This window comes from Gemmobacter sp. (assembly GCF_016792925.1).
Lineage (GTDB): Bacteria > Pseudomonadota > Alphaproteobacteria > Rhodobacterales > Rhodobacteraceae > Gemmobacter.
On sequence record NZ_JAEULU010000175.1, the window covers coordinates 1 to 2140 of the forward strand.

The window sequence follows — 2140 nt, forward strand, 5'->3', positions numbered from 1 at the left end:
CCCCGATCTCGCCGCGATAGGTGGAGACCTGCGGCGAGAACACCGCCACCCCCAGAACCTGCCCGGCCTCCTCGGCCAGCAACGCATGAAGCGCGGGCGAAGGCCCGAACAGCGCCGTCTCGATCAGCGCATCGCTGGCGCGGTGGCGGTCGCCCATATCCGCCGACAGCGCCGCCAGCGCCGCATTCACCAGCGCCCCCTCGCCCGGCTGCGCTGCCCGGATCATGCGAAGACCTGCCGGCCCTTGAGGCCCAGCATCGCCCGCGTCTCCTCTGCCGTCGCGACCACGCGCCCCAGCCGCTCCACGATCTCGCGCACCCGCTGCACCTGTTCGGCGTTGGAGCGCGCCAGCACCCCCTTGCCCAGATAGAGGTTATCCTCCAGCCCGACCCGCACATGCCCCCCCATCGCCGCCGCCATGGCCGCAAACTCCATCTGCCGCCGCCCGGCCGCCAGCACTGACCATTGCATATCCGGAAACAATCGCCGCGCCGTTTGGTGCAGATGCACCAGATGTTCCGGCTCTGCCGCCACGCCGCCCAAGACGCCCATCACGAATTGCACAAAGGGCGCGCCGGGGATCAGCCCGCGATCGGCAAAATGGCGCAGCATATAGAGATGGCTCAGGTCATAGCATTCAAACTCGAACCGCGCGCCCTTGGCGCCCATCCGGCGCAACACGCCCTCAATGTCGCGCGGCGTGTTCTTGAACACCAGATCATCCGAACCTGTCAGGAACGGCTCCTCCCAGTCAAAGCGCCAGTCGCGCGGCTTGGCGGCCATGGGATAAAGCGCGAAATTCATCGTGCCCATGTTCAGGCTGCACATTTCCGGCGCGAAATGCGAAGGCGCGGCCAGCCGCTCTTCCAGCGTCATGATCGCTGATCCGCCGGTGGTCATGTTCAGGATCGCGTCGCAACCGCCCGCAATTTCTGGCAAAAACCCGCTCCAATCCGCGATGCTGGCCGAAGGGCGCCCATCCATCGGATCGCGCGCATGCAGATGCAGGATCGCCGCCCCCGCCTTGGCCGCGCCAACGGCCTGCGCGGCGATCTCGGTTGGCGTGAAGGGCAGATAGGGCGACATCGACGGGGTATGGATCGACCCGGTGATGGCGCAGGAAATCACGATCTTCATGGCAAAAGCCCGGCATGGGCCGCCGCAAATCCCTCCAGTGCGCGGGTCAGCTTCTCCATGATCTCCTCGACCTGCGCCTCGGTGGTGATCATCGGCGGGCAGAGCAGGAAATGATCGCCCGCATAGCCCCCGCGCGACCGGCGGGCATAGAGGATCAGCCCCTCCGCATAGGCGCGCTCCACCAGATCCTCAAAGGCTTTCAGCCCCGGCGGCAGCGGTTCGCGCGTTTCGCGATTGGAAACAATCTCGAAGGCCAGCAACAGCCCCGCGCCGCGCACATCGCCGATGAAGCCAAAACGCTGAATCAAACCCGCCAGCCGCGCCTTCAGCACGGCGCCGACGCGGGTGGCTTGGCCCATCAGATCGGCACGCTCGATCTCCTCCAGCACGGCCAGTCCCGCCGCACAGGCCAAGGGGTTGCCCGCATAGGTATGGCCATGCAGAAAGCCGCCCGCCGCCTGCACCGCCTCCACGATGCGCCCTTGCGCCACCATCGCCCCCAAAGGCGCATAGCCCGCGCCGAAACCCTTTGAAATCGCAACAATATCCGGCACCACGCCCCAAAGATCGCCCCCCAGAAACCGCCCGACCCGGCCGCCGCCACTCATCACCTCGTCATGGATCAGCAGGACGCCGTATTTGTCGCAAATCGCCCGCACCGCCGCCATATAGCCCGCAGGCGGCACCAAGGCCCCGGTCGAGGCGCCGCCCACCGGCTCCTGAATGAAGGCCAGCACGGTCTCCGGCCCCTCGGCCAGGATCTGCGCCTCCAGCATCGCCGCGTAATGCGCGCCCGTGGCCGGATCATCGGGGTTCAGCCCGTCCAGCCAGGCCCGCGGCGCCGGGATCTTCGGCATCGCCACCATCAGCGGCTGGAACGGCTCGGTCAGCGGGTCATAGCCGGTCAGCGCCAGCGCCCCCAAGGTGCTGCCGTGATAGCTGGGGAAGCGCGAGATCACCTTCCAGCGGCGCGCCTGACCCCTCACCACCGCCCATTGCCGCG

2 protein-coding genes and 1 pseudogene are annotated in these 2140 nt (G+C 67.3%); all 3 read right to left on the bottom strand.

Translation table 11 applies throughout. The features are described from left to right. A pseudogene (locus JNN06_RS08280) lies at nt 1-226 on the bottom strand (GNAT family N-acetyltransferase); the annotation flags it as partial. Next, the gene (locus tag JNN06_RS08285) at nt 223-1137 is read right to left on the bottom strand and encodes a 3-keto-5-aminohexanoate cleavage protein (protein ID WP_291239119.1); all 915 of its coding nucleotides are present in this window, start codon (nt 1135-1137) and stop codon (nt 223-225) included. The gene JNN06_RS08285 and the pseudogene JNN06_RS08280, both read right to left, overlap by 4 nt. Beyond that, a partial coding sequence (locus tag JNN06_RS08290) for an aminotransferase class III-fold pyridoxal phosphate-dependent enzyme (RefSeq protein ID WP_291239120.1) occupies nt 1134-2140 on the bottom strand: 1007 nt, incomplete at its 5' end. The genes JNN06_RS08290 and JNN06_RS08285, both read right to left, overlap by 4 nt.

What these genes read in the sequence shown, in the direction of transcription:
- JNN06_RS08285 (WP_291239119.1), bottom strand. Translation starts at nt 1,137, where the DNA reads ATGAAGATCGTGATTTCCTGCGCCATCACCGGGTCGATCCATACCCCG.